Origin of the sequence: Bacillus sp. JJ1127 (assembly GCF_036965845.1) — a bacterium.
In the GTDB taxonomy this organism is placed as follows: Bacteria; Bacillota; Bacilli; order Bacillales; family Bacillaceae_G; genus Bacillus_A.
Genome location: NZ_JBALQK010000059.1, coordinates 1 through 24,920, shown reverse-complemented (window position 1 = coordinate 24,920; position 24,920 = coordinate 1). Strand labels below are relative to the sequence as shown.

The 24,920-nt window shown below is 35.8% G+C and carries 26 protein-coding genes; 1 reads left to right on the top strand and 25 read right to left on the bottom strand.

From position 1 onward, the window contains the following. Positions 1-59 precede the first annotated feature (59 nt). The 16 genes from mfd to metG all read right to left on the bottom strand — a co-directional run bounded on the left by mfd (position 60) and on the right by metG (position 17,497). The gene (mfd, locus tag V7183_RS07620) at positions 60-3,590 is read right to left on the bottom strand and encodes a transcription-repair coupling factor (RefSeq protein WP_335359112.1); all 3,531 of its coding nucleotides are present in this window, start codon (positions 3,588-3,590) and stop codon (positions 60-62) included. A gap of 107 nt (positions 3,591-3,697) precedes the next feature. Then, a complete protein-coding gene (locus tag V7183_RS07615; protein WP_335359111.1) occupies positions 3,698-3,922 on the bottom strand; it encodes an anti-sigma-F factor Fin family protein in 225 nt (74 codons plus the stop codon). 70 nt (positions 3,923-3,992) lie between these two features. Next, on the bottom strand, positions 3,993-4,553 hold the full coding sequence (pth, locus tag V7183_RS07610; protein WP_097897749.1) for an aminoacyl-tRNA hydrolase: 561 nt from the start codon (positions 4,551-4,553) through the stop codon (positions 3,993-3,995). A 72-nt stretch (positions 4,554-4,625) separates the two neighbouring features. Further along, complete coding sequence (locus V7183_RS07605; RefSeq protein WP_017154389.1) at positions 4,626-5,579, bottom strand: ribose-phosphate diphosphokinase; 954 nt, start codon at positions 5,577-5,579, stop codon at positions 4,626-4,628. Between the two features lie 18 nt (positions 5,580-5,597). Beyond that, positions 5,598-6,977, bottom strand: coding sequence for a bifunctional UDP-N-acetylglucosamine diphosphorylase/glucosamine-1-phosphate N-acetyltransferase GlmU (glmU, locus tag V7183_RS07600; RefSeq protein ID WP_097897750.1), 1,380 nt, complete (start codon positions 6,975-6,977; stop codon positions 5,598-5,600). 636 nt (positions 6,978-7,613) lie between these two features. Then, positions 7,614-7,907 (bottom strand): septation regulator SpoVG, encoded by a 294-nt coding sequence (gene spoVG / locus V7183_RS07595; RefSeq protein ID WP_000454042.1) that lies wholly within the window; start codon positions 7,905-7,907, stop codon positions 7,614-7,616. Positions 7,908-8,060: 153 nt separating this feature from the next. Further along, complete coding sequence (locus V7183_RS07590) at positions 8,061-8,435, bottom strand: RidA family protein (protein WP_097897751.1); 375 nt, start codon at positions 8,433-8,435, stop codon at positions 8,061-8,063. A 187-nt stretch (positions 8,436-8,622) separates the two neighbouring features. After that, entirely contained in the window at positions 8,623-9,471 is an 849-nt protein-coding gene (gene purR / locus V7183_RS07585; protein ID WP_097897752.1) for a pur operon repressor, read from the bottom strand. A 54-nt stretch (positions 9,472-9,525) separates the two neighbouring features. After that, positions 9,526-10,395 carry a 4-(cytidine 5'-diphospho)-2-C-methyl-D-erythritol kinase gene (gene ispE / locus V7183_RS07580; RefSeq protein ID WP_335359110.1) on the bottom strand — a complete coding sequence of 290 codons (870 nt, stop codon included), beginning with the start codon at positions 10,393-10,395 and terminating at the stop codon, positions 9,526-9,528. Positions 10,396-10,591: 196 nt separating this feature from the next. Further along, the gene (gene sspF, locus V7183_RS07575) at positions 10,592-10,771 is read right to left on the bottom strand and encodes an acid-soluble spore protein SspF (protein ID WP_001985066.1); all 180 of its coding nucleotides are present in this window, start codon (positions 10,769-10,771) and stop codon (positions 10,592-10,594) included. 91 nt (positions 10,772-10,862) lie between these two features. Continuing rightward, a complete protein-coding gene (veg, locus tag V7183_RS07570; RefSeq protein WP_026593109.1) occupies positions 10,863-11,126 on the bottom strand; it encodes a biofilm formation stimulator Veg in 264 nt (87 codons plus the stop codon). A gap of 273 nt (positions 11,127-11,399) precedes the next feature. Continuing rightward, the gene (yabG, locus tag V7183_RS07565; RefSeq protein ID WP_097897754.1) at positions 11,400-12,263 is read right to left on the bottom strand and encodes a sporulation peptidase YabG; all 864 of its coding nucleotides are present in this window, start codon (positions 12,261-12,263) and stop codon (positions 11,400-11,402) included. A gap of 152 nt (positions 12,264-12,415) precedes the next feature. Continuing rightward, positions 12,416-13,297, bottom strand: coding sequence for a 16S rRNA (adenine(1518)-N(6)/adenine(1519)-N(6))-dimethyltransferase RsmA (rsmA, locus tag V7183_RS07560; RefSeq protein ID WP_335359109.1), 882 nt, complete (start codon positions 13,295-13,297; stop codon positions 12,416-12,418). Next, complete coding sequence (gene rnmV, locus V7183_RS07555; protein ID WP_097897756.1) at positions 13,294-13,851, bottom strand: ribonuclease M5; 558 nt, start codon at positions 13,849-13,851, stop codon at positions 13,294-13,296. Before rnmV ends, rsmA begins: the two co-directional genes overlap by 4 nt. Positions 13,852-14,567: 716 nt before the next feature. Beyond that, a complete protein-coding gene (locus tag V7183_RS07550; RefSeq protein ID WP_097897757.1) occupies positions 14,568-15,335 on the bottom strand; it encodes a TatD family hydrolase in 768 nt (255 codons plus the stop codon). A 179-nt stretch (positions 15,336-15,514) separates the two neighbouring features. Next, complete coding sequence (metG, locus tag V7183_RS07545) at positions 15,515-17,497, bottom strand: methionine--tRNA ligase (RefSeq protein ID WP_438825160.1); 1,983 nt, start codon at positions 17,495-17,497, stop codon at positions 15,515-15,517. A 371-nt stretch (positions 17,498-17,868) separates the two neighbouring features. Here metG and V7183_RS07540 point away from each other — a divergent pair, with 371 nt between their 5' ends. After that, positions 17,869-18,153, top strand: a complete 285-nt coding sequence (locus tag V7183_RS07540; RefSeq protein WP_097897759.1) for an AbrB/MazE/SpoVT family DNA-binding domain-containing protein — start codon at positions 17,869-17,871, stop codon at positions 18,151-18,153. Positions 18,154-18,173: 20 nt separating this feature from the next. Here the strand turns inward: V7183_RS07540 and rsmI are convergent, their stop codons facing one another. The 9 genes from rsmI to V7183_RS07495 all read right to left on the bottom strand — a co-directional run bounded on the left by rsmI (position 18,174) and on the right by V7183_RS07495 (position 24,681). Further along, positions 18,174-19,049: a 16S rRNA (cytidine(1402)-2'-O)-methyltransferase gene (rsmI, locus tag V7183_RS07535; protein ID WP_097897760.1), complete on the bottom strand. Its 876-nt coding sequence runs from the start codon at positions 19,047-19,049 to the stop codon at positions 18,174-18,176. Further along, positions 19,018-19,308 carry a GIY-YIG nuclease family protein gene (locus tag V7183_RS07530; protein ID WP_335359117.1) on the bottom strand — a complete coding sequence of 97 codons (291 nt, stop codon included), beginning with the start codon at positions 19,306-19,308 and terminating at the stop codon, positions 19,018-19,020. Before V7183_RS07530 ends, rsmI begins: the two co-directional genes overlap by 32 nt. Next, complete coding sequence (locus V7183_RS07525) at positions 19,295-20,035, bottom strand: tRNA1(Val) (adenine(37)-N6)-methyltransferase (protein ID WP_097897762.1); 741 nt, start codon at positions 20,033-20,035, stop codon at positions 19,295-19,297. The genes V7183_RS07530 and V7183_RS07525 overlap by 14 nt, the downstream gene beginning before the upstream one ends. Positions 20,036-20,152: 117 nt before the next feature. After that, on the bottom strand, positions 20,153-20,503 hold the full coding sequence (gene yabA, locus V7183_RS07520; RefSeq protein ID WP_000412052.1) for a DNA replication initiation control protein YabA: 351 nt from the start codon (positions 20,501-20,503) through the stop codon (positions 20,153-20,155). A gap of 14 nt (positions 20,504-20,517) precedes the next feature. Beyond that, the gene (locus tag V7183_RS07515) at positions 20,518-21,345 is read right to left on the bottom strand and encodes a PSP1 domain-containing protein (RefSeq protein ID WP_141523165.1); all 828 of its coding nucleotides are present in this window, start codon (positions 21,343-21,345) and stop codon (positions 20,518-20,520) included. A gap of 5 nt (positions 21,346-21,350) precedes the next feature. Further along, the gene (holB, locus tag V7183_RS07510; protein WP_335359107.1) at positions 21,351-22,334 is read right to left on the bottom strand and encodes a DNA polymerase III subunit delta'; all 984 of its coding nucleotides are present in this window, start codon (positions 22,332-22,334) and stop codon (positions 21,351-21,353) included. Positions 22,335-22,369: 35 nt separating this feature from the next. Beyond that, positions 22,370-22,996, bottom strand: coding sequence for a dTMP kinase (gene tmk / locus V7183_RS07505; RefSeq protein WP_097897765.1), 627 nt, complete (start codon positions 22,994-22,996; stop codon positions 22,370-22,372). 8 nt (positions 22,997-23,004) lie between these two features. After that, positions 23,005-24,423 carry an aminotransferase class I/II-fold pyridoxal phosphate-dependent enzyme gene (locus tag V7183_RS07500; RefSeq protein WP_097897766.1) on the bottom strand — a complete coding sequence of 473 codons (1,419 nt, stop codon included), beginning with the start codon at positions 24,421-24,423 and terminating at the stop codon, positions 23,005-23,007. 78 nt (positions 24,424-24,501) lie between these two features. Beyond that, on the bottom strand, positions 24,502-24,681 hold the full coding sequence (locus V7183_RS07495) for a sigma factor G inhibitor Gin (protein ID WP_097897769.1): 180 nt from the start codon (positions 24,679-24,681) through the stop codon (positions 24,502-24,504). Between the last annotated feature and the right edge of the window lie 239 nt (positions 24,682-24,920).

Here is a 24,920-nt window from a genome sequence, read left to right as displayed (position 1 = left end):
ACATAGTATTTTACACATTAGTTCTTCTATGCACGCCGAATTGGATTTTTTATTTTGTTTTAAGCATTTATTACTTCTTTTTTTACGTCTGGCAGGCCTTTTAATAAATTTTCAGCAATCGTTAACCATTTTGATGTCTCTAATCCATTCGTTTTCATAACAATTTTCAAACGAGAACCTTCCATACCAAGACCAATCATGCGACCAAAGCTATTCCCGAGCATAAATAGTTTTCCGCCATCAATATTTTGGCTTGCTTGTTCTGAGAATAAGAATGTAACTTCAAATTTCGTTTGTTTAATTAACTCAATTTGTTCTTTCGTTGCCAGCACCTTAATATTCGCAATTTGCAATAGATATCCAACCTCTTGTGGATAATCACCAAATCGATCGATTATCTCTTCTTGCAACTCTTCAATGTCCTCAATTGTAGAAACACCTCTAAATTGTTTGTACATCATAATTTTTTGTTTACTATCTGAAATATAAGCATCTGGCAAGTATGCATCCACTTCTAAATCAATTTCAACATCAATCGTATTCTCAATTCCTTGCGTTCCCTTACGTTGTTCAATTGCATCTTTTAACATTTGTGAATATAAATCAAATCCGACGGAATCAATAAATCCATGTTGCTCAGCTCCTAACAAGTTACCAGCACCACGAATGGATAAATCTCGCATCGCAATTTTAAATCCTGATCCAAGTTCTGTAAATTCCTTAATTGCTTGTAAACGTTTCTCAGCAACTTCTGATAACACCTTATCACGCTTATATGCAAAATATGCATAAGCAACGCGATTTGAGCGTCCCACGCGCCCACGAAGCTGATACAATTGCGATAATCCCATACGATCCGCATCAAATACAATTAATGTATTTACATTTGGAATATCAACACCTGTTTCGATAATCGTTGTACTCACAAGAACATCATGCTGTCCCTCTAAAAACGATAGCATAACAGATTCTAGCTCACTCTCGTTCATTTTTCCATGCGCATACGTCACACGTGCATCTGGAACTAACATGGAGATTTCGTCTGCTTTTCTTTCAATGTCTTCCACACGATTATATAAGAAGTAAACTTGACCACCTCTTGCAAGTTCTCTTTCTATCGCTTCTCGAATTAATCCTGGATTATACTCAACTACATATGTTTGGACTGGGAAACGATTTTCTGGTGGTGTCTCAATAACAGATAAATCTCGTACACCAAGCATAGACATATGAAGCGTACGCGGAATCGGTGTTGCAGTTAATGTTAATACATCCACATTCGCTTTCAATTGTTTAATCTTTTCTTTATGCGTAACACCAAATCGTTGTTCCTCATCAATAATAAGTAGACCTAGATCTTTATACGTTACATCTTTAGATAAAATACGGTGCGTTCCAATAACAATATCAACTGTTCCATCTTTCAAACCTTTAATCGTTTCATTTTGTTGTTTTCTAGTACGGAACCTGCTTAACAATCCAATATTAATTGGATAGTCTTGAAAACGCTCTCGAATTGTTTCATAGTGTTGTTGCGCAAGAATTGTTGTCGGTACTAAAATCGCAACTTGCTTTTCATCCATAATCGCTTTAAATGCTGCACGAATAGCCACTTCCGTTTTTCCATATCCAACATCACCACAAAGAAGCCGATCCATTGGGCGTCCACGTTCCATATCTTTCTTAATTTCTTCAATAGAACGCAATTGATCCTCTGTTTCTTGATATGGGAAAGATGATTCGAACTCCTGTTGCTCTGCAGTATCCGGTGTATATGCATATCCTTTTGAAGCTTCACGTTCTGCATATAGTTTAATTAAATCATCCGCAATATCTTGTACAGATTTTTCTACTTTTGTTTTTACCTTTTTCCAATCATTACCACCGAGTTTATAAACTTTCGGATCTTTTCCTTCTGAACCTACATATTTTTGCACTTGGTCAATTTGTTCAATTGGAACATATAACTTATCGTTACCTTGATATTTAATGTTCAAGTAATCTTTATGGACACCATTAATTTCTAACGTTTCAATTCCTAGGAATTTACCGATACCATGATTTACATGAACAACGTAGTCTCCAACCTTTAATTCCGAATAACTTTTAATTCGCTCTGCATTCGATAGTTTTTGCTTACGCTGTGATTTTTTTACCTTTTTATGAAAAAGCTCTTTCTCTGTAATAACAACAAGTTTTTGCATCGGCATTTCAAATCCTGCATGCAAATCACCTACAGCAATTTGCAGGCGCCCAGGGAGTAATATATCTGTAGATTCTACAATATCTGCTTCAATATCATAATCACTTAAAATATGTTGTAATTTCTTTGCACGTTCTTCATCCGTTCCAAGTACAACCGTTGTAAAATGTCCCTCATTCCATCTATCAATTTCGGTTTTTAACAGCTGCATTTGTCCATGGAAATCCTGCATTGTTTTACACGTTACATTTACAATATTTTGCGGGTGTGTATGTGCAATGTGACGTAGAAACAATGTTAAATACACAAAACTTCTTTTTTTATGGTGTAGGAACTCTTCAAATGAGTGAGAGAACACTAAATCTTGAATAATTGCCCCTTCACTGAGAAGTGATGTATACCATTCTGCTTCTTCCGTTTCAAGATGTGATGCAGTCTCTTGAATACGAGAAATCTCATCTAAAATGACCACGCTGTTTTCAGGTAAATAATCTATTAGACTAGCGGGTTTTTTGTAGAAGATAGATAAATATTTAAACATTTGCTCGATGCTCTGACCATTTTTTAATATTTCTATCTCATGACTAACCGTTTCAAGTACCGCTGTCTTAATTTTGTCATCAGAGAGCTTTTGTATCGTCTTCCTTAAACCTTTTTCAAGACTCTCTATCCCTGAACTTAGTTCTTCTCCCGAAAATAGAAACTCTGTTGCAGGACCAAATTTAACGCTTTCCTTTTTATCTTGAGAGCGTTGTTCTTCTACATCAAATAATCGAATAGAATCTACCTCTGTATCAAAAAATTCAATACGAAACGGTAGTTCTTCAGTTAATGGATAAATATCCAATATCCCTCCGCGTAAACTAAACTCTCCTGGAGCCTCTACCATCGACTTACGCTCATAACCAATATGATGTAATGTATGGAGCAGTGCATCTAAATCAATCTCTTGCCCTAGACTGATTTCAATTTGCTTTTGCTTCCATAATTCTTTTATTGGTAAAAATCTACGTAGTCCAGCAACGGGGACAACAATGATACCATTCTCTCCCATGGCTAAACGATTTAATACTTCGATACGTTGCGCCTTAAGTTCAGGGCTGGCAACCCCAATCTCCGACGCAATTAATTCATTAACTGGATATAGCCACACATCTTTTTCACCAAGCAGTGATACTAAATCTTCATATACTTTTTGTGCTTGATATAAATTGTGTGTCACAATAAGCTGTGACTGCTTTGTTTTTTTATATAAAGCGGCCATTAATAAAGAACGAGAAGAGGTTGCCATCCCTGATACGAGTTGCTCCTTTAGCCCTTCTTCTAAACCATTTATAATGGATTGAATTTCTTTATTTTTATAAAATTGCTCTAATAACCCTATCATTTTCAAAACTCCTCTCAACATAAAGAGCAAGTTAATATTATTTTTATGCAAATATTTTGGAAAAAGAAAACAGAAAAATGCTTTGGGCATGCCAAAGCGACAACATTTTATTGCAGAAATTTTTCATATTCATAGTACTCAGGATAAGATGCGAGCGTTTCTTGGCACGATTCACAAATTGTTTTTATATATATATTTCCATTTTCATGAAAATGAATCATATCCAATTTTTCTTGCTCTGTTAGTTGAAACAAAACGTTGCTATATACTTTTTCTGCGGTAATGGAACCTACGTTACATCCACAATGCCTACAATAATAATGTCCTTCCATACTATCCTCCTAAGTATACAATTATTATTAGTATGGATAAAAACATTATAAAATATTCCAGTTTGTGAGATTAACTATTAAAAGTATTCATAATTTGAAGAAACGGTTTCTTTAACCACTCTTCACATGCATCCGCAGCGTTTTCAATGGAATGATTCACATCAGGCATTTCTTCTGCTGTAAAACGCCCTAATACATAATCCACTACCTTCATACCATTTTTCGGACGATCAATACCCATACGAATACGCTGAAATTCTTGCGTTCCTAAATGAGTAATTGTTGACTTTACACCATTATGTCCGCCTGCACTACCTTTCATACGAAGACGTAATTTACCTACAGGAATATCCAGGTCATCATACATGACAACAAAGTCTTCCACATCAATTTTATAATAATCCATGAGAGGACGAATACTTTCCCCAGATAAATTCATGTACGTAAGTGGCTTTAGTAAAATTACTTTCTCTCCATTAACAAATCCTGCTCCAAATAAACCTTTAAACTTTTGTTCATTTAAAGAAATATTCCATCGCTTTGCAAGTTCATCAATCGCCATAAATCCGATATTATGCCTTGTTAATTCATATTCTCTACCTGGGTTCCCAAGTCCTACTATTAATTTCATTCTTGTACCACTACTTTCTTTTTACGATACGAAAAGACGTAACCAAATTTGGTTACGTCTCATTCTATCCAATTAATTGAATAACACACTTACAGATTCTTCTTCATAAACGCGAATAATTGCTTCCCCGATTAATGGAGCAACAGAAAGCTCGTGTACTTTATCAATTTTCTTCTCTTCTGGTAATACGATAGAGTTCGTTACAACTAACTCTTTAATATTTGAATTTTGAATACGCTCAATTGCTGGACCAGATAGAACTGGGTGTGTACAGCAAGCATATACTTCAGAAGCACCGTTCTCAACAAGAGCATTTGCCGCTAATGTAATTGTACCAGCTGTATCAATGATGTCATCAATTAAAATTGCTGTCTTACCTTCGATATTACCGATAATATTCATTACCTCTGCTACGTTCGGACGCGGACGACGTTTATCAATAATAGCGATTGGTGCTTTTAGGCGGTCTGCCATCTTTCTTGCACGTGTTACACCACCATGGTCAGGAGATACGATTACGATATCTTTAAGGCCTTTTGTCTCAAAGTAATCAGAAAGAATCGGTACACCCATTAAGTGGTCGATTGGGATATCAAAGAACCCTTGAATTTGTGGAGCATGTAAATCTAGAGTGATTACACGAGTTGCACCTGCTGTTTCAAGCAAGTTTGCTACAAGCTTTGATGTAATTGGTTCACGAGAACGCGCTTTACGGTCTTGACGCGCATAACCATAATAAGGAATAACAATGTTAATTGTTTTTGCAGATGCACGTTTTAATGCATCAATCATAATAAGTAATTCCATGATATGTTCGTTTACTGGAAAGCTTGTAGATTGAATAATGAATACATCGCAACCACGAATACTTTCTTCAATGTTAATTTGAACTTCTCCATCACTAAAACGGTCAACAGAACATTTCCCTAACCCTACTCCAATATGCTTTGCAATTTGCTCAGCAAGTTCCTTATTAGAGTTTAAAGAGAATACTTTCAAATTAGAATTTAGATATTGAGTCGACATCTAGATTAACCCTCCACATTATGATTTTTTCTTATTCAGCAATTGATCAACATAGTCTTCTTTGTTAACTTGACGTGCACGTGCAATTGATAATGCTTTTGATGGAACATCCTCTGTAATTGTAGAGCCTGCCGCCACATAAGCACCATCTTCAACTGTTACAGGAGCAACAAGGTTTGAATTACAACCAATAAATACGCCATCTCCGATAACTGTTTTAAATTTATTCTTGCCATCGTAGTTCACCGTAATTGAACCACACCCAAGATTCACTTCTTCTCCAATTTGTGCATCGCCAATATAACTTAAGTGTGAAGCTTTACTTCTATTACCAAAAACAGTCTTTTTAATTTCTACGAAGTTTCCAACGCGTACTTCATCACCAATGACTGAATCTGGGCGAATGTGTGCAAATGGACCAATCGAAACTTCTGTACCAACCTTGCTGTCGTGTACAGTAGATTGACGAATTGTTGTCTGGTCTCCAATTTCACTATCGCGTATTACTGTATGCGGGCCAATTTCACAATCAGAACCAATTACAGTTTTCCCCTCAATAATCGTTCCTGGATGAAGAACTGTATCACTGCCAATAATTGCATCCGCAGAAATGTATGTGTTACTTGGATCAATAATTGTAACACCATTCACCATATTCTTACGGTTGATACGATTTTTCATAATAATTTCCGCTTGCGATAGAGCGACTCTGTCGTTAACACCTAACGTTTCATCGAAATGCTCCGTTTGATAAGCTGATACAATATGCCCTTCGTTTTTCAAAATTTCAATTACATCTGGAAGGTAGTATTCACCTTGTACGTTGTCATTTGAAACTTTAGAAAGTGAGGCAAATAGTGCTTTATTATCAAAACAATACGTACCTGTATTGATTTCTTTAATAGTTAGCTCTACTTCATTTGCATCTTTATGCTCAACGATTTTTTCAACATGACCACTTTCATTACGAACAATACGGCCATATCCAGCAGGTTCTTCTATGTATGCCGTTAGCACTGTCGCCTTCGCCCCTGCTTCTTCATGATGCTTTAACAATGCTTCCATTGTTTCTGCAGTTATAAGTGGTGTATCACCACAAATAACTAAAGTTGTTCCTTCTTCATTCGCAAGTACATCAGCAGCTTGATCAACAGCGTGTGCTGTACCAAGTTGTTCTGCTTGTAATGCAAACTCACTTACGTTCCCTAGTTGTTCTTGTACTTTTTCAGCACCATGTCCAACTACCGTTACAAGTTTCTGCAATCCTAATTGAGATACTTGATCGACTACATGCTGCACCATTGGTTTTCCGCATACAGGATGAAGCACTTTGTATAGCTTTGACTTCATACGTGTGCCCTTACCTGCAGCTAGAATCACTGCAAATCTGTTTGACATATAGACCCTCCATCGCAACCTATTTATCCATTAAAGATATTATCCTAAATCTTTATATATTTCAAGAAACACAGCATAACTATTAAATTTTACCATACTTCTTATAAGATGTTTTACTCTTTAGTATCTTTTTTCAGAAATAAGCTATACTATTTTATATGATTTTAAATAAATTAGAAGTTTACATATAACGAGGACAATAGTGGAAGCTTTAATTAACGGAAATCTTCATCCAAAACAAGTACTGTATAAGTACAAATTGAAAGCCCAACATAAAACCTTTCTTTTTAGGTGGGAGAGTATCGATCATGCATAGAAGCGGTCAGATCCTTTTCCTGCCCCATGCCAAGTTAAAACAAAAAGAGAAAACGAGTGCAAGTCACATTTTATTCTTCATAGCAACAACTTATATGTTAGAAAAAATATTCATTTATAAAAATATAATGATATTAAATCAATTAAACTTTTGCAGGTAGATTATCCTCTGCCTAATTTCTTTTCTCACCATTTCACCTTAAGGCTATATATCAATACCACAGATAACTAAATAATAAAAAACAAACTCCTGTAAGTGTTTACAGGAGTTTGTTGCAAAATTATAGAGCTCTTTTTATTAGAGCCCTTTTTATTCGAATTTTACGAAGCTCCAGCTTCTTCAAACTCAACTTCTTCTAATTCGCCTAAACGGTGATACTCAGTTAAAACCGCATCTTGAATTTTAGAGCGTGTGTTAGAATTAATTGGATGTGCAATGTCACGAAATTCTCCATCTGGAGTACGTTTGCTTGGCATTGCTACAAATAATCCATTATTGCCATCAATTACACGAATATCATGAACAACAAATTCATGGTCTAGGGTAATAGAGGCAATTGCTCTCATACGGCCTTCTGTGTTTACGCGGCGTAATCTTACGTCAGTCACTTCCATCTTGTGTTCACCACCCTTTTCTAAATAAGCGATATATTTGTATAAATTCCACAAATTTTCTATTTTCCCTCTAATTTTTTAAAAATTTTTAAGATAAAATTTTTTTATTTTAATGGAATATGAGAATTAATTGGAGATATCGCTTACAAAAGTTTATTTTATAAGAGCGATTACTTCGATTTCGACAGAAACATCTTTCGGTAATCTTGCAACTTGCACACAAGAACGCGCTGGCTTATGTATGGAAAAATAAGAGCCGTACACTTCGTTTACAGCATTAAAATCATCCATGTCTTGCAAGAATACAGTTGTTTTTACAACTGTATCGAATGACGCTCCAGCTTCTTCTAATACAGCTTGTAAATTTTGAAACACTTGCTCTGTTTGTACTTTTACATCACCTGTTACAAGTTCTCCACCTGCTGTTAATGGAATTTGTCCTGAGCTATAGAACATATTATTCACAATAATTCCTTGTGAATATGGCCCAATTGCTTGTGGTGCCTGATTTGTTTGAACAACTTTCATACTTCTCACCCTTTTATTATTTTATTTTTACCATCAAAATGCCCATACAAACTTAGTTTCATCTATTCTAAAATAAATAGAATGCACTGTGCTAGTAGGCGGTAAGACTTTAACGATATAAGAAAAGACTTACCGCCTACTAGCACTTTCATTTACAAAAAAAGATAAAGCCTTTTGCTTTACCTTTTTATTCACCTTCTATGAGCCCTTCATCAAATGGTGCAAGTGAATAATTCCCTCTTTCCACCTGAATGGTTTTGTTCTTTATATCTACTTCTGATAAACGAATTAACGAAACAAAGTTATTAATAAGTCTTTCTTCGATATCTGTAGATTCTACTAATACACCAATTCCAACTACATTCGCTTTAAACTCTTCTAGCATACTAATCATGCCTTGAATCGTTCCTCCAGCTTTCATGAAGTCATCAACAATTAAAACATTAGCTCCTTCTGGAAGACTACGCTTCGCTAAAGTCATTGTTTGAATACGCTTAGATGAACCTGATACATAGTTAATACTAACCGTTGGTCCTTCTGTTACCTTATTGTCTTTTCTTGCAATTACTACTGGCACATCTAAATAGTTGGCCACTGCGTAAGCAAGTGGGATCCCCTTTGTTGCTACCGTCATAACCGCGTCAATTGATTGTCTTGCAAAAACAGAAGCAAATAAACGCCCTGCACCATTAATATGACGAGGATTACTTAAAAGATCCGTCATATATAAGTATCCACCTGGTAAAATACGATCTGGATTTTCAAATAAGTTACACAGCTCGTTAATAATCAGATTCGCCTCTTCTTCACTTATATATGGAATATGTTTCACTCCTCCTGCTGCTCCTGGTATCGTTTGCAATGTGCCGACTCCTTGTTGTTCAAACGTTTGCTTAATAATAACTAAATCTTCACTAATAGAAGATTTAGCAGATTGATACCTTTCAGCAAAAAAAGTGAGAGACACTAGCTGACGAGGGTTTTGTAGCAAATAATAAGTCATATCGACTAACCTTGTACTTCGTCTAATTTTCACACTCTCACCTCAAATCACGAATATTCTAAACAAATAATAACTTATTATACGTCTTTATTCAAGCGTTTCTCGCTCTCCTAATAGACGTACTGCATATACTTGTTCGCAAAAACCTTTCAAACCATTATAAATACGATGCATGCGTGAATCATGATGTACAAGCCCAAACACAGTTGGACCACTGCCGCTCATTAAAACGGCATCTGCGCCAAAGCGCTTCATCTGTGCCTTAATACGAGCAACTTCAGGATGCATTGCAAACGTCACATCTTCTAATACATTTCCAACTGTATTACATATTCCTTTATAGTCACCTTGATTAATCACTTCAACCATTTTCTCTACGTTTGGATGTGTAACACGATTTAATTGTAAATTCCCATATACGTCAGCAGTAGATACACCAATATGTGGTTTCGCTAAAATTACCCAACAAGAAGGAGGTGTCTTGATATGCTCAATTTTTTCTCCTCTTCCTGTAGCAATTGCTGTTCCTCCGTACACACAAAAGGATACATCTGATCCAATTTCCGCACCAAGTTCTGCCAATTCATCTATTGTAAGACCTAAGTTCCACAGCTTATTAAGGCCACGTAATGTAGCAGCCGCATCACTGCTTCCCCCTGCCAATCCTGCTGCTACTGGAATTGTTTTTTCAATAGCAATAGATACACCTTGCTTCACCTTAAACTTCTCTTTTAATAATTTTGCTGCTTGATAAGCTAAATTACGTTGGTCGTCTGGGACATACCGATTATGGGATACAATTTCAATACGGTCTTCTAATAATTCTGTTAGCTCTAAACGATCCGCTAAATCAATTGTTGTCATAATCATTTTCACTTCATGATAGCCGTCTTGTCTTTTTCCCAGTACATCTAACGACAGATTAATCTTTGCTGGTGCTTTCACTAGTAGCTTCAATCTATTCACCCACTCTATGTACTCAATCTTTTATCGTTTATTTTACCATAAATTTATAGTAAGACGATGACACTTCCCTAATTATAACGAAAAGCATTCAGAATGAAACTACTTATACAAAATGATGACACCTTTTAGCGTGCAAAAAGCCGAGGAATTTCTCCTCGGCTACCGTAGCATAGAAGTTATCTTACAACTACTGGTTTTGTTTCATTAATTGCTGCTCTGCAATCTCAATGGCCCGCTTCACCATATTACCAGCATCTTTCGCACGAATTCCGCCCCATCCTTCTTTCTGAACAACATCATAAAATCCAAGCTCCTTTGCAAGCTCTTCTTTAAACTGATTTGACATGACTCCTCTTCGTCTACTCAATGCAGGGTCCCTCCTTATTTTGCTACGGTATAGTTAGTATGCAAAATAATATATCGTTTCATTTATGGGAATATATGTAACAACAAAATACTTATCCTAAAATAACCTCATTATGAGGATCATCATAAAACGTTAATTCTACTGTCTCTGTTAAAACATCTGCATAGCTATACGAAACACGCTGCAATGTATCTTCCTGTTGATCTAGCTGTACAACAAATACAGAGCGATATGTCTCTGCTAGCACACCGGATTGTTCCACCGTCTTTCTTCTTCCACTATTCGCCTTTAACATAAGGCGCTTTCCAAGATGATGGTCTAGTTCGCTTTTAATTTCATCTAAACGTTTTGACATATACCATGCTACACCTCGCTGTAATTTAGATTGAATACTTAAAAACACGATATATCTATCCCAATATTAATTGCAAGTAACAGATAATATAGTTACAAGAACCTAATGCGTTCGAATAGATAGAAGAAATACTATATTGTAAAAGTATCATTGTATAGTCTGTACGCTCTTACCTTTTTTTATCCAAACTCTTTCAAATCATTATTTATACACCTATCGCTTACTAAGCTAACTAAAACCTTCAAAAAAAAGCAAGGCACCCATGTACCTTACTTACTCATCATAATATTGAAAGGGCAATCCAGTTCGCAAAATCCCCCGTGTTTCAATCCCACCAAGGCCCTTTTCACCAGTAATCGTATTACGTACAACATCCCATACATTTACGCGTTCCATAAAAGAAGTAAAACTGATTTTCCCTACTACATAAACGGGATCTAAAGCATGAATGTTAATTCTAGAGGGGGAACTGGCAAAATTGGCGCCAGCCCGAATCAACGCCTCAAAATGAGATTGACATGCCCCAGCAAAAATAACAAGCTGATCTAATGATGGATATTTCTTTCGCACTTCTCGAACAGCCTGTACAAAATGTCTAGAATGACGATAAGCAGCTAAATCCCCCATCAATCCCTTTGACTTGGTATACGCATCATGACCTGTTATTACTAAGATATCAGGGCGAAAATGATCAATCAAATCGACTACTTTTTCATGCATTTCTGTTTCTTTACAATGAACACCTTGAACCGGAACACCTATCTTGGTATATAAATCTAAACACTTTCGTAAATATAGTGGGTCTCCATCTATATGCAAAACCCGCCCTGGCATTTGAAAATAATTGACTTCACTCGTATATCCACCTGTAGAAGTATGTTCATGGCGCTGCTTCATCAACACATAATCTTGCTGAAATAAGCGATATGTGCGCTCCATTGTTTCCTTTTCACGTTTTTCTCTTTTTTTATATTCGCGCTGATCAACGAGAATTAAATCTTCAAGCGGCGCATCTGCTACAAGCCTAACTTCTTCGCCAAACAATATTGCCATTTCACCTTTTATTTCTGTAATCCGAAAAAGAATATCTCGATTATACGAATGTCGTTCTACTAGATCTCCAACATGTACAGCCATTATCCTACCTCCAAACCCATTAGGCCATCTCACTAACCATCTTCTGTTCTTAACGTATGAATTCAGAGTGGAAAGGGTGACAAAAAAGACAGCTCAATTGAGCTGCCCCTTTATTGCTTATCTAGCTATTTGCAATCAGCTATCCTCATTCATTAAAGTTTTACTTTATGAGGAACTAATGCATTACTTAATGCTGCAAATTCTTCAATTGATAATGTTTCGCCTCGTCTTTTCGGATCAATTCCTACCTCTGTTAAAATACGATCTAATAACTCTTTATCTTTTGGGAAACCATTTAGGTTATTTGATAAATTGTTCATTAAAGTCTTACGACGTTGTGCAAAACTTGCTCGTACTACCTCAAAGAAGAATTTCTCATCTTTTACTTCAACAATCGGCTTTGGACGTTTTAGAAGACGAATAACCGCTGAATCTACATTCGGTTGTGGTACAAATACCGTACGTGGAACAGTCATAACTGTCTCTACTTCAGTATAATATTGAATCGCAATAGATAAAGAACCGTAATCTTTCGTTCCTGGTTTAGCGGCTAAACGATCTCCTACTTCCTTCTGCATCATAACAACAAATCCACGAACTGGTAACTTTTCTTCAAGCAATTTAAATAAAATTGGTGTTGTAACATAGTACGGTAAATTAGCTACTACCATTACGTCTTGTCCTTCTTCAAATTGTTTTTTGAATACTTCATGCACATCTGCTTTTAAAACATCTTTATTAATGACAGTTACATTACCATAAGGAGCTAATGTCTCATCTAAGATTGGTAATAATCGCTGATCAATTTCGAAAGCTACTACTTTTTTCGCACGTTTTGCTAATTGCTCTGTTAACGCCCCAATACCAGGACCAATTTCAATTGCTCCACTCTCTGATCCGATTTCTGCATAATCTACAATACGATTTAATACATTTGTATCAATTAAAAAATTTTGTCCTAGACTTTTTTTGAATGAAAACCCGTACTTTTCAACAATATCTTTTGTACGATTCGGTGTTGCGATATCCTTCATTTCTTTTCCTCCTGTAATACTTTTTTATAAGCTTCTGCAAATGCTTCTTTTGAAATTTGAAACACTTGTAAACGTTTATGTAACTGCTTTGCATTTGTATAACCAATCTTTAATAGCTTACCCATTCTTTCCCTGCGGCTTTTTGCCATTTCTCCGCCCACTAAGCCAGCATCTACTAAGTCGCTCCAACTAATTTCGCTCATATAAGCTTCCATTTCCTCATGAACATTTTCTAAAGCACGGCGAATGGATTCATTAGAAGCATGTTCTATGCCGACGCCTTTTTTCCTTTTAGCAAGTGCTTCCTCTTTTGGTAAAAAAGCATGTTTACAACCTGGAACTTTCTCAGAAATAATTTTCCGAATACGTTCTCCTGGATAATCCGGGTCTGTCAAAATAATAACGCCCCGTTTTTGCTGTGCTAATTTCACCTGCTCAATAACATGATCACCGATTGCTGAACCGTTCGTTTCAATTGTATCTGCATCAACAGCACGCTTAATCGCAACTGTATCATCTTTACCTTCTACAACGATAATCTCTTTAATTTTCATGCCTGCCTCCACACTCATTTCGTCTCTACTTAGTAAAACAAAAAAACGAATACTTTTCCATTATTATTTTCCCATTCATACAATTTAAAAAGCAGAGGAGAAAAAAACCCTCTGCCTACCATTCTTATTGTAACACTTTACTCTTTACTTGTTTTCTTCTCCACGAGTATACCTGTGCCTCAGTGGGCATTAACAAATCCACTCTGTCCCCAGCAAAGCCATTTCTATAATCTTCTATCCAAACCTTTGTACCAAGTGGAATAACACGAGAATCAACAGTGATTCATTTCATATTAAGATCAAGAAATTATATCCATCTGCACTTACAACCTTCATTGCAACACTTTTACTTATTCTCAGCCCCATTAACATGCTTTTCTTATCAAGATCTATAAGAAGATGCCCCTTTTCCTCAACTATATAAGTACAAATTGAAAAATCGACATAAAACCTTTCTTTTTAGGTGGGAGGGAGAATCCGGCCATGCATAGAAGCGGTCAGATCCTTTTCCTGCCCCATGCCAAGTGAAAACAAAGAGAGAAAATAAGTAGCGGTCACTTTTTGTTCTTCATAGCAGTGACTTATATGCTGGAAAATCAAAATGGATACATATAGCTTGTACTTCTCTTCCACTATTTTTAGCAGCTTTTTTCACCGGAAGATAACGATAAGAGAAGGTAATAAAGGAAAAGAATGGGGAGCCCCATTCTTTTCTCTTATTTAACACCAAATAAAGCTTTTGCATTTTCTGTTGTTACTTGTGCAACATCTTCATATGAAATTCCTTTTAAGTTTGCAATTTCTTCTGCTACAAGTTTGACATAACTTGGTTCATTTCGCTTACCACGAAATGGATGAGGCGTTAAGTATGGACAATCTGTTTCTATCAGTAATTTCTCCATCGGGATTTCCATAGCAACTTCTTTTGGTTTCTTTGCATTTTTGAACGTTACCGGTCCTCCTAATGAGATTAAGAAATTCATATCAATACATTTCTTCGCTACTTCCACACTGCCACTAAAGCAATGCATAATCCCTCCTACTTCAGCCGCATTTTCTTCTTCTAAAATATCTACAATATCTTGCGTTGCGTCACGATTATGTATAATAATAGGTAATTTTACTTTCTTAGCTAACTGAATTTGTTTACGAAATACTTCTTTCTGTATTTCTTTCGGAGACTTGTCCCAATGATAATCCAATCCCATTTCACCAAGAGCAACCACTTTTGGATGAGTAGCTAACTCCTCTAACCATACTAAATGCTCTTCTGTCATATCAATTGCATCAACAGGGTGCCAACCAACTGCTGCATAAATAAAATCATACGTTTCTGCGAGTTCAATTGCTTTCTTTATTGTCACTTCATCAAAACCGACAACAACTGTATATGTAACCCCAGCTTCTTTCATTCTTGCAATGACTTCCTGCAAATCTTCTTCAAATTGCTCTGCATTTAAATGTGAATGTGTATCAAACAACATGACAAATAACTCCTTTTATTTGAAATAAATTCTATTAATAGAAAAAATCACTTTCCTAACAACGTAATGACAACAATATCACAATTTTAATACAAAAAAGGGAATTTCAGAAAGGTTTCTAACAAGAAAAAAGATGCTCCACGAATGTTACACGTGAAACACCTCCTTCTTTGTCATAATTACTTGATTTTTGTACCATTTGGTAAATTTTGATCAATTGTCGCCAACGATAATATACCGTTTTCTTCGCCTGCTAAAATCATGCCTTGTGATAATTCACCGCGTAATTTTACTGGTTTTAAATTCGTTACACAAATAACCTTTTTCCCTTTTAATTCTTCTGGTGTGTAAAATTTAGCGATTCCAGAAACAACTTGGCGTTTTTCTGTACCTAAATCAAGTTGGATTTTTAACAATTTATCTGCTTTTTTTACAGGTGTAGCTTCTATTACTTCTGCTACACGTAGTTCTACTTTAAAGAAATCATCAATTGTAATTTCTTCTGCTTTTGGTTCCTCTTCCTTTTTCTCTTCTACTTTAGGAGCAGAACCCTTCATTTGTTCTTTAATATATTCAACCTCTACTTCCATCTCTAAACGTGGGAAGATTGGTTGTCCTTTCACTACTTTCGTACCAGCTGGAATGCAACCAATCGTAGAAAGACTTTCCCAAGATTGATGTGCTGCATCAGTAATGCCAAGTTGTGCAAAGATTTTACCTGGTGTTGTCGTTAAAAATGGCATAAGCATAATACCTGTTTGGCGAAGCGTTTCTGCTAAATGTGCCATTACGGATGCAAGTTTATCACGATCATTCTCATCTTTCGCCAATACCCAAGGTTGCGTTTCATCAATATATTTATTTGTACGGCTAACCAATTGCCAAATAGAACTTAATGCTACTGAAAACTCCATGTTTTCCATTGCTTCTTCTACTTTGTTCAATGTATCTTGCGCAAATGCTACCAATGTTTCATCAAATTCTGTTACATTGGCCTTAAACGCAGGTATTTCTCCATTAAAGTACTTATCAATCATCGCTACTGTACGATTTAATAAATTCCCTAAATCGTTGGCAAGGTCAAAATTAATACGTTCAACAAAGCCTTCTGGTGTAAATACGCCATCTGATCCAAATGGAACTTCACGCAGTAAGTAATAACGCAATGCATCTAATCCATAACGATCAATTAATGTAACAGGATCCACTACATTTCCTTTCGATTTACTCATTTTTCCATCTTTCATTAAGATCCAGCCATGAGCAAACACTTTTTTCGGAAGTGGTAAATCTAATGCCATTAAAATAATTGGCCAATAAATTGTATGGAATCGAACAATTTCTTTTCCAACTAAATGAACATCTGCTGGCCAGAATTTCTTATATTTCTCTTCATTCGATGTTCCGTATCCTAGTGCTGTAATATAGTTAGATAATGCATCTACCCATACGTAAATAACATGCTTCGGATTTCCTGGAACACGAATTCCCCAGTCAAATGAAGTACGAGAAACTGCTAAATCTTCTAATCCTGGTTTAATGAAGTTATTGATCATTTCATTTTTACGGGATTCTGGTTGAATGAAATGAGGATTCTCTTCATAGAACTGTAAAAGTCGATCTACATATTTCCCCATTCTAAAGAAATACGATTCTTCACGAACAAGTTCAACAGCGTGGCCGCTATCTGGGCTTTTTCCGCCGACTACTTTGTCACCTTCCATAATCGGATCAACAAGTTGATGCTCTGTATAGAATGTTTCATCTTGTACAGAGTACCATCCTTCATATTCATCAAGATAAATATCTCCTTGATCAACAAGTTGTTTAAAAATCTTTTCGACAACTTCTTTATGACGATCTTCGGTTGTACGAATAAAATCATCATAAGATATATCCATTTTTTTCCATAAATCTTTAATTCCCGCTACAATGTTATCGACATATGCTTGCGGTGTAACTTGTAATTCTTCTGCTTTCTTTTGAATCTTTTGTCCATGTTCATCAGTACCTGTTAAATAATGAACATCATACCCTTGCATGCGTTTGTAGCGTGCCATTGCATCTCCCGCCACCGTTGTATAAGCATGTCCAATATGGAGCTTTCCGCTTGGGTAATAAATTGGAGTAGTAATATAAAAGGACTTATTTTCCTCTGTCATTGTTTTGAACCTCCCAAATGACCTCATATGTATTTATAAACAGTATATCAAAAACTGACGCATAAAAACGAATTAATAATCGATATCTTTATCATCTATTACTCATATTCCAAAAAAATATACAAAATATTTATCTGAAATATTGATAAAGTCAGAAAATAAAGTAAAATACTTATACAAGTCTTGCCTATTCTATTATATATAAGAAATAAGAAGGATAAAAAATCTATAAATCTTTTATAAAATATAGAATTTAAGAATTGACGGAAATGTAAATGATTGGTATCATATGTTCATAGGGTATTTTGTCGAAAAATGACGAATCAAAATATAGACTCGAAAACTTACAAAATATGAGGAGGATAACGAATATGAAATCTACTGGTATCGTTCGTAAAGTTGATGAATTAGGTCGTGTAGTAATTCCAATCGAATTACGCCGTACATTAGGTATTGCTGAAAAGGATGCTCTTGAAATTTACGTTGATGACGAAAAAATCATTCTAAAAAAATATAAACCAAATATGACTTGCCAAGTAACTGGTGAAGTATCTGATGGCAACCTTTCTTTAGCTGAAGGTAAAATCATCTTAAGCAAAGAAGGCGCTGAACAAATCTTAAACGAGCTTCAACAATACATTCAAGCAGCAAAATAAGCTTCTCAATTATGAGAAGCTTATTTTTTATCAACATGATAGATTTGATAGACGTCCCGTTTCGACAAATCTCGCTCTTTAGCGACTGCTTTAATGGCCTCTTTTGAAGACATTCCTTGTTCGTTTATGTATTGTTCAATATGCTCATACACTGAAACAGATTCCCACCATTGTTCCTCTGGGGCAGCTTCTTCTGTTGATCCAGCTACTAAAATACAAAATTCGCCACGAACCTCATTTTGTTTTGTCCATTCAATTGCTTCTTCGACTGAGCCACGAATAAACTCTTCAAACTTTTTCGTTAGCTCTCGGCACAATACAATTTCTCTATTCCCAAGTACTTCTTTCATAGAAATTAATGTATCATCTAGTCGATGTGGTGCTTCATAAAACATCATTGTAGTTGGGATATAACGAAGTTTTTCTAATTCGGCTTTACGCTCTTTTTTATTCCTCTGCAAAAATCCATAAAAATGGAAATGTCTCGTTTCTAATCCTGATGCAATTAACGCTGTAAGTGCAGCATTTGCTCCTGGAAGCGGAATCACATGATATTGCTCTGCCACAGCTTCTACAACAATATCGTAACCAGGGTCAGAAATACATGGCATACCAGCATCACTCACAAGTGCTACTGTCTTACCATCCTCTAACTTATCTAAAATTTTTCGGCCACTTACTTCTTTATTATGTTCATGATAACTCATAACTGGCGTTTCAATTTCGAAATAGTTACAAAGTTTTTTCGTCTGCCTTGTATCTTCAGCAGCAATAACATCCGCCTCTTTCAATATCCGAATAGCACGGAACGTCATATCCTCTAAATTACCAATTGGAGTCGGAACTAAGTATAGTACTCCCTTTTCATTTTGTTGAAAGCTTTTTTGCTGCCACATAACGTTCTCCTTTTTGCATGTATTCTTCTTTTTCTCTTCGTTTTAACTGCTTAAAATGATATTCAGCTTGCATAGCTGTTCGTTTATCTTCATGAACCTCCAAGTATTTCAAAACAACCGGGAGCCTAGCACGCGTATACTTAGCCCCCTTGCCATTGTTATGGGTTTGAATTCGTTTCTCTATATGATTGGTATATCCGGCATAGTAACTTCCATCTGAACATTCCACAACATAAAAATAATGTTTATTCTTCTCCATACAAAATCGAACGAAGCTCCTTTGTATACTCATTATTTTCCTCATATACAAAAAGAGGTGGTAAAATTTTCAAATCTGCATTTCCATCCTTAATTCCTTCAATTAACAGTGTATTCGCCTCTTTACCAGCTTTTGGATATACAAATTGTACACGTTTTGGTTCAATTTTATATTTTCTCATTAACGTTATAATATCAAGCAAACGACCTGGACGATGAACAAATGCCACTTTACCACCTTGCTTCACTAATTGACTACTAGCGTATACGACATCTTCCAATGTACACATAATTTCATGACGTGCTATAGCTAAATGTTCATTCATATTTTTCTCAGATGCTTTTGGTGTTTGAAAATAAGGTGGATTACATGTTACAACATCGTATTGATGGCGTCCCAGCTTTTCTGGCATATCCTTTAAATCTCCGTGAATTAAATGAATGCGTCCTTCCAGATTATTATACCGAACGCTTCTAACCCCCATATCATATAGACGCTCTTGAATTTCTACACCTGTGATCGTACCTTTTGTTCTTGTACTTAATAAAAGCGGAATAACTGCATTTCCTGTACATAAATCAAGTAGATTGCCTCTTTGAATCGGAACCCAAACAAAATTTGCGAGTAAAACTGCGTCTAAAGAAAAATTAAACACAGATGGACTTTGAATAATTTTCATTTCTTCTGCTAGTAAATAATCTAAACGCTCATCTTCATATAAATTCATATGCTATTTCCTTTCTTACACTTAACCTACCCTATTTGATTCTCTATTAACGTAAAAACACGATTTATTCTCTCATGTATAAAAAATTACCTTTCCAAGTATATTGGAAAGGTAATTTCATTTTTTATTTAAAAATGACAGACAGAATAAACAATCTCCCTCTTTACGTACACTTCCATAATGTAAATTACAGATATGGAAACCTTCTTGATATAAGCGTGCTAAATTATCATATCCTTCGCCAATATCTGTTTTTGGTTTCATTTCTTTGCGTTTTTGAGTTTTTTGTTTTTCCTTATTCTGCACTTCTTCAAAACGACGTCGCAAATTTTCATTTTCCATTTTAATATGTTGGTTTTCTTCCAGTAATTCTGCAAGATGTTGCTTTAATTCTCCCAACTGTTTATATAAATGCCCAATTTGCTCTTCCATGCTGGAAACCGCTGCAAAAATATCCTTTTTCTCCACAAGCACCCACCTCATTAATCTGTGGTTTGACTCGAAACGACCCCTTCATTAATTAATTCATCTAACGTATATTCTACTATCCGTTCCTTGTCTACTAGTTCCACTTGAATTAATCTTTCTAAAATATTTAATCCGATGACACGTCCAAGACCATGTGGTGTTTGTATACGTTGATCTAAATCAGGAAGTTGCTCTTTTGCCGCCTCATATTCGTCATTCTCATATTTTAAGCAACACATTAAGCGGCCACACAAACCAGAAATTTTTGCAGGATTTAATGATAAGTTTTGATCCTTGGCCATTTTAATGGATACAGGTTCAAAATCCCCTAAAAATGTAGAACAACAAAGCATACGACCACATGGACCAATACCACCAAGCATTTTTGCTTCATCGCGAACACCAATTTGTCTTAGCTCAATTCGTGTCCGAAAAATTGCTGCTAAGTCTTTGACCAGCTCGCGGAAATCAATCCGACCATCTGCTGTAAAATAAAAAATAATCTTATTACGATCAAACGTATATTCTACGTCTACAAGTTTCATATCAAGATTGTGTTCCCCCACCTTTTGTTGACAAACTTGATATGCCTCTTTTGCAGCATGCTTGTTCTCTTCAACAATGGTTCGATCATTTTCATTTGCAATTCGAATAACCTTCTTTAGCGGTAATACAACATCGTTTTCATCAACTTGTTTTTTTGTAATAACCACTTTTCCATATTCAATACCTCTTACCGTTTCCACGATCACAAACTCATTTTCTGAGATATCAAATTGATTAGGATCAAAGTAATATACCTTTCCGGCCTTCTTAAAGCGAACACCTACTACATCATACAAAACGGTCATCCCTCCTGCAACCGCAACACTAACTGTTCGAACACAAGCTGCGCATTTACATTAGCGTTGATTCTATTTTTTGCCTCTAATATATTAAAAAGAGCTGATACAATGCGCTTCTGAGCATAGGAGAAAGATTGGAACATCTCCTGTTGCTCCTGGAAAACAAGACGATCTTCCTCTCCTAATTGAACATATAATAAATCCTTATAAATAAGGAGTAACATATCTAAACCTTGCTGTAATTGTTCCTTCTCTCCAAAGTGTTTCCCCCATTTTTCTTGTACAAAAAAAAGAGAGGCCGTATCTTTTTCGAGCGCTTCACATAATTTTATCACTAAAGTTCGTGCTTGTGCAAACCATTCATCATTGCACAGTAATAATGCTTCCTCAAAACTATTCGTAATTTGTGCAGCAAGAGTAGATAAAGAAACTGTAATACCTTCACTCTGCAATCTCTCAATTAAAGATTCAGTAGGAAGTGGTCTAAATGTAACAACTTGGCAACGAGATAAAATAGTATTTAAAATTTGATGACTTTGTTCAGTAAGTAAAATAGCTGTTGTATCACTACTTGGTTCTTCTAAAAATTTCAATAAGGTATTGGCAGCATTTGCCGTCATGCGGTCTGCATGCTCAATAATGTATACCTTCTTATTTGCTTCTAAGCCTGTTTTTGAAAACTCTTCTTGTAAATCATGAATTTGTTGTTTTTTAATAGATAATCCATCCGGTTTTACAATATGTAAATTAGGATGATTACCCGAATCAATTCGGCGACAATTCGTACATGAATGGCAAGGCTCTACACCATTTCTTTGTAAGCAAAGAAAGCTTTTGGCCATTTGAATTGCCGTTGCGAATTTTCCTGTTCCTTTTCCCCCTTCTAACAAATACGCATGGGATATACGCTCTTTTACAATGCTATTCATCAACATCTTTACACCAATGGGCTGTATAGCAGAAAGCTGCTCCCACGTCTTCGTCATAATGCATACCTCACTTGTCTCATACTTGCCTTCTATTATAACAATTTACCTTCTATAAGCTGAATGGCTTCTTCTACAATCTTTTCCATTGGCTGGTCAGCATTCACAACAGCAATACGGTCTGAGAATCTTTCTACAACTTGTAAATATCCCTCACGTACGCGCTTATGGAATGTGATACTTTCCATGTCTAAACGATTTACTTCCCTACCAGCATCTTTTTCAATACGTGCTAAACCTACTTCTGGCTCAATATCTAAATAAATTGTTAAACCAGGCATACAATCTTCTGTTGCAAAGCGATTAATTTCAAATACTTTATTAATCCCTAAACCTCTTGCATAACCTTGGTAAGCAAGAGAGCTATCAATGAAGCGATCACATAATACAAGATAATTCTCCTTCAATGCTGGCATAACCTTTTCTACTAAATGCTGCCTACGCGCCGCAGCGTATAATAGTGCTTCCGTACGTGCTTCCATCATCGTGTATTCTTGTTTATGTAAAATAGTTCGAATCTCTTCTGAAATTGCAATACCACCTGGTTCTCTTGTCGCAATTACCTTTTTCGCTTTCTTTTCAAAGTACGGTAATAACTTGGTAATTAATGTTGATTTACCTGAACCTTCTGGTCCCTCAATTGTTACAAATAATCCCTTCATCCTAAAACCTACTTTCTCTCTATACCATATACATCTATAGATGTTGTATTTCCTTGAAAACGCGCTCCAGTTTCTTCTAAATAAGAAATTTGTTTAACATGCTCTTCCGTAATTTCCTCCCCATACATGATCAATGGAATTCCTGGTGGATATGGAATAACCATACCGGCCGAGATCATACCAACAGCCTCTTGCATGGGTACCACTTTTTTCTCATACCCTTCTAATTGTTTATACGTAAATTGCAAAGGAGAAATTCCCCCATTGTAAGTATACCGAATAGATGGTGTCTTGTCTTTCACCTTATAATTCTGTAATGCTAGTCGTATTGACTGCACCGCCTCCATATACTGATCGTTTACTTGTAATGGTAAAATAAACAAAACATTATATGGATCTGCCATTTCTGTATATATACCTACTTTTTCAAATATGGACTGTAATTCGTATCCAGATAACTGGCAGCGTGTTTGTACTGTAACCTTTAGTTCATCCTGCAAGGGATACTGTAAAACAGCAAGTTGGGGAATTGACTGCAACCTCGCCCTAAATCGCTGCATAAATTCTATAATTTTATGACATCCCTCTTCTTTCCTATTTGCTAATGCAAAACGAGCTACATCAAGTGATGCCATAATTGGATAAGATGGGCTGCTAGATTGTAACATATTTAAATAGGAAGAAACCTTTTCTTCATTTATTAAATGACTATTTATATGTAAATACGATCCCATGGTCATAGCGGGTAATGTTTTATGTGCTGAATGTACAACAATATCCGCACCATATGCCAGTGCAGACTTTGGAAACGGCTCTCCTAGGCAAAAATGTGCACCATGTGCTTCATCCACTAAAACAGGAATTTTATGCGTATGTGCGTAAGCAATACTTTCCTTTAGATTTACTCCCATACCGTAGTAATTGGGATGTGTTAAGACTAGTGCCTTAGCACTTGGATATTGTTCAATAGCCTTCTTAATAACCACATGCTGAACTCCAACCGGTACACCATACGCTTCATCCACCCAAGGTTCTAAAAAGACTGGATGAACTCCAGCTAATTTCAAACCATTGATAACAGATTTATGACAATTTCTTTGTACAAGTACGATATCATGCTCTCCGCAGCAGGATAAGATCATTGCCAGGTTCCCGACAGTAGAGCCATTAACTAAAAAGTAACTTTTTTGGACGCCATATACTTCAGCTAACAGTCGCTGTGCTTCATCTATACACTCAAATGGACTATGCAGATCATCTAGCCCTGTCAATTCTGTTACATCGATAGAAAGTATGTCGCTAAAACCAGTTCGGGCCTCCTTTGGAAAATCTAAGCCATTCTTATGCCCTGGAACATGTAAAGATAAAGGTTTCTTATTTTTAAACTGGATTAATGCCTCATATAATGGCATTCGACTTTGATTCATATTTATCTCTTCCTTACTTTTCATTCTCTATCTATTATACAGATATTAGGGCAAAAAAAATAATAGGCATGCGCCTATTCATGAATATGATATTTCGATCTTTCGCAATTGCTGTAAATAGTATATATATTTAGGATCATTTGTATCTGTTCTCACCATATCTCGTTCACAATCACCACATATAAAACTAGTGCGTACATGTATACCATTATCTCTTTTATTTTCACATACAATACAGACTTCATCTTTTGATTTCATAGCTTTATCCATCTCATTCTTCTCTAAATAAAAATGAGTTAGGACATTTCCTCCCCTCTCTTTGAATTCAAGCATTTCATATTTCTATTCCTTGACACTTTTCAAAAAAATATACATCGTTTCGTTATATATATGATATGAATCTTATTTGGGCAATGTGTTTGTTCTTTATAATCTTTTCAAATACAAAAAAGACGAGTCATTCTGACTCGTCTTAAGGTTGCTTGGCGACGTCCTAC

Excerpts from the sequence above, each read along its gene's own strand:
- mfd (WP_335359112.1), bottom strand. The coding sequence starts at position 3,590 with ATGATAGGGTTATTAGAGCAATTTTATAAAAATAAAGAAATTCAATCC.
- V7183_RS07615 (WP_335359111.1), bottom strand. The coding sequence starts at position 3,922 with ATGGAAGGACATTATTATTGTAGGCATTGTGGATGTAACGTAGGTTCC.
- pth (WP_097897749.1), bottom strand. The coding sequence starts at position 4,553 with ATGAAATTAATAGTAGGACTTGGGAACCCAGGTAGAGAATATGAATTA.
- V7183_RS07605 (WP_017154389.1), bottom strand. The coding sequence starts at position 5,579 with ATGTCGACTCAATATCTAAATTCTAATTTGAAAGTATTCTCTTTAAAC.
- glmU (WP_097897750.1), bottom strand. The coding sequence starts at position 6,977 with ATGTCAAACAGATTTGCAGTGATTCTAGCTGCAGGTAAGGGCACACGT.
- spoVG (WP_000454042.1), bottom strand. The coding sequence starts at position 7,907 with ATGGAAGTGACTGACGTAAGATTACGCCGCGTAAACACAGAAGGCCGT.
- V7183_RS07590 (WP_097897751.1), bottom strand. The coding sequence starts at position 8,435 with ATGAAAGTTGTTCAAACAAATCAGGCACCACAAGCAATTGGGCCATAT.
- veg (WP_026593109.1), bottom strand. The coding sequence starts at position 11,126 with ATGTCAAAACGTTTAGATGAAATTAAAAGCGAACTAGACCATCATCTT.
- yabG (WP_097897754.1), bottom strand. The coding sequence starts at position 12,263 with ATGGCTGTACATGTTGGAGATCTAGTAGAACGACATTCGTATAATCGA.
- rsmA (WP_335359109.1), bottom strand. The coding sequence starts at position 13,297 with ATGAAGGATATCGCAACACCGAATCGTACAAAAGATATTGTTGAAAAG.
- rnmV (WP_097897756.1), bottom strand. The coding sequence starts at position 13,851 with ATGAAAATTAAAGAGATTATCGTTGTAGAAGGTAAAGATGATACAGTT.
- V7183_RS07550 (WP_097897757.1), bottom strand. The coding sequence starts at position 15,335 with ATGTTGTTTGATACACATTCACATTTAAATGCAGAGCAATTTGAAGAA.
- metG (WP_438825160.1), bottom strand. The coding sequence starts at position 17,497 with ATGACAGAGGAAAATAAGTCCTTTTATATTACTACTCCAATTTATTAC.
- V7183_RS07540 (WP_097897759.1), top strand. The coding sequence starts at position 17,869 with ATGAAATCTACTGGTATCGTTCGTAAAGTTGATGAATTAGGTCGTGTA.
- rsmI (WP_097897760.1), bottom strand. The coding sequence starts at position 19,049 with ATGTGGCAGCAAAAAAGCTTTCAACAAAATGAAAAGGGAGTACTATAC.
- V7183_RS07530 (WP_335359117.1), bottom strand. The coding sequence starts at position 19,308 with ATGGAGAAGAATAAACATTATTTTTATGTTGTGGAATGTTCAGATGGA.
- V7183_RS07525 (WP_097897762.1), bottom strand. The coding sequence starts at position 20,035 with ATGAATTTATATGAAGATGAGCGTTTAGATTATTTACTAGCAGAAGAA.
- holB (WP_335359107.1), bottom strand. The coding sequence starts at position 22,334 with ATGACGAAGACGTGGGAGCAGCTTTCTGCTATACAGCCCATTGGTGTA.
- tmk (WP_097897765.1), bottom strand. The coding sequence starts at position 22,996 with ATGAAGGGATTATTTGTAACAATTGAGGGACCAGAAGGTTCAGGTAAA.
- V7183_RS07500 (WP_097897766.1), bottom strand. The coding sequence starts at position 24,423 with ATGAATCAAAGTCGAATGCCATTATATGAGGCATTAATCCAGTTTAAA.
- V7183_RS07495 (WP_097897769.1), bottom strand. The coding sequence starts at position 24,681 with ATGAAATCAAAAGATGAAGTCTGTATTGTATGTGAAAATAAAAGAGAT.